Raw genomic sequence first — 1,510 nt, 5'->3', positions numbered from 1 at the left:
GAGTGTCTATTATAATTTTGCGACAAAATAATTTTAGATGTCGCTCCGCCCCCCTGATATCATTGATAATAAATTTTGATGCGTCAGCGCTGTCTCAAACAAAATTGAACCGGAACCTTCTAATACAATTACCCACTCATTCTCATCTTGATCATACCACCCGAATTCAGGTGAGCTATGGCCCAGGGAAACAATACGTTCGATCCGAATGTTTTCCTTTTTTATCAAATCCTTAAAGTGTTCATAAGGCAATTTATCAGGAATATCTTCATACAGGTTAGCCATTAAAAACTCCACTATTGAATTTTTAAAAATTTTTACTTTTAAGCATAGCTGAAAGATTGGTTCATTGTTATGTGTACCCTATAAATGAAAAAATCAATAATCAAATTTGTCCCACAAGTTTTGAAAATTGTATTCAAGATCGGGGTAAACTGAACATTTCTGTCCCTGGCTTGACAAACCCGCCATAACAAGCGTATTTGCTTTGCTATTATTTAAATGATTACAAAAAAAATAGGTGGAATATATTATGAATCTACACCACTGGTGGCTGGCCATCCGTCCCAAAACCCTTCCGGCAGCAGCTTGCCCGGTTTTTGTCGGTGCAGCCTGCGCTATCTCTGATCACAAGTTTTCAGCACTGATGTTTGCAGCGGCCCTGGCAGGGGCTTTATTGATCCAGGTATCCGTAAATCTGGCCAATGATTATTTTGATTTTCTGCACCACATTGACACCCCGGACAGGAAAGGTCCCAAGCGTATGACCCAAAGTGGCCTGATCCCCCCTGAAACCGTTCGAAATGCATTCATACTGACCATGCTGGTGGCCTCGGGTTTAGGCGCCTTTTTAATTATTAAGGGCGGCGTTGTGATCCTGTATATTGTAATCGCTTCTCTTCTCGGGATTATCTGTTACAGTGCCGGTCCTTTTCCCATTGCGTCCAACGGCCTTGGTGAGGTGTTTGTGTTTATTTTTTTTGGGCCTGTGGCTGTGCTCGGCACCTATTATCTCATGGCCGGATGCGTGACTCCGGCGGTATTCATTGCGTCTGTTCCTGTGGGCCTTTCGGTCACATCAATTATCGTGGTCAACAATCTGCGGGATATCGTAACAGATGCCAACGCGGGCAAGAGGACCCTGGCCGTGATCCTAGGCCCCTGGCGTACCAAGGTTGAATTTGTGTGCCTGATCTTTTTCTCTTTTTTAATTCCCTGTCTGATGTTTGCCTCGGGGCGCTGGTCCTGGGCCATTTTATTGCCCCTGGCCGTTTTCTGGAAATCCTACTCTCTATTTAAAATCATTTTTGAACAGGATGGAGAAATTCTTAATCAGGCACTTGCAGCCACGGCAAAGCTTGCGCTGATGTTCAGTGCGCTTTTTAGCATGGGGATCGTGATTGGATAACAGCTTGTATTCAGCGCTGACGCATCAAAATTTATTATCAATGATATCAGGGGGGCGGAGCGACATCTAAAATTATTTTGTCGCAAAATTATAATAGACACT

Annotated in this window: 2 protein-coding genes; one reads left to right on the top strand and one right to left on the bottom strand. The window is 43.5% G+C overall.

The annotated features are described in order from the left end of the window. Window positions 1–33: 33 nt before the first annotated feature. The gene (locus B147_RS28050; RefSeq protein WP_020587035.1) at window positions 34–285 is read right to left on the bottom strand and encodes a cupin domain-containing protein; all 252 of its coding nucleotides are present in this window, start codon (window positions 283–285) and stop codon (window positions 34–36) included. 247 nt (window positions 286–532) lie between these two features. Between B147_RS28050 and B147_RS0109815 the strand changes: the two genes are divergently transcribed. Then, window positions 533–1,408 carry a 1,4-dihydroxy-2-naphthoate polyprenyltransferase gene (locus tag B147_RS0109815; protein WP_020587034.1) on the top strand — a complete coding sequence of 292 codons (876 nt, stop codon included), beginning with the start codon at window positions 533–535 and terminating at the stop codon, window positions 1,406–1,408. Window positions 1,409–1,510: the final 102 nt, after the last annotated feature.

This window comes from Desulfobacter curvatus DSM 3379, assembly GCF_000373985.1.
In the GTDB taxonomy this organism is placed as follows: domain Bacteria; phylum Desulfobacterota; class Desulfobacteria; order Desulfobacterales; family Desulfobacteraceae; genus Desulfobacter; species Desulfobacter curvatus.
This window is presented reverse-complemented; position numbering and strand designations above follow the sequence as displayed.

Coding starts and splice junctions, on each gene's coding strand:
- B147_RS28050 (WP_020587035.1), bottom strand. CDS start 285: ATGGCTAACCTGTATGAAGATATTCCTGATAAATTGCCTTATGAACAC.
- B147_RS0109815 (WP_020587034.1), top strand. CDS start 533: ATGAATCTACACCACTGGTGGCTGGCCATCCGTCCCAAAACCCTTCCG.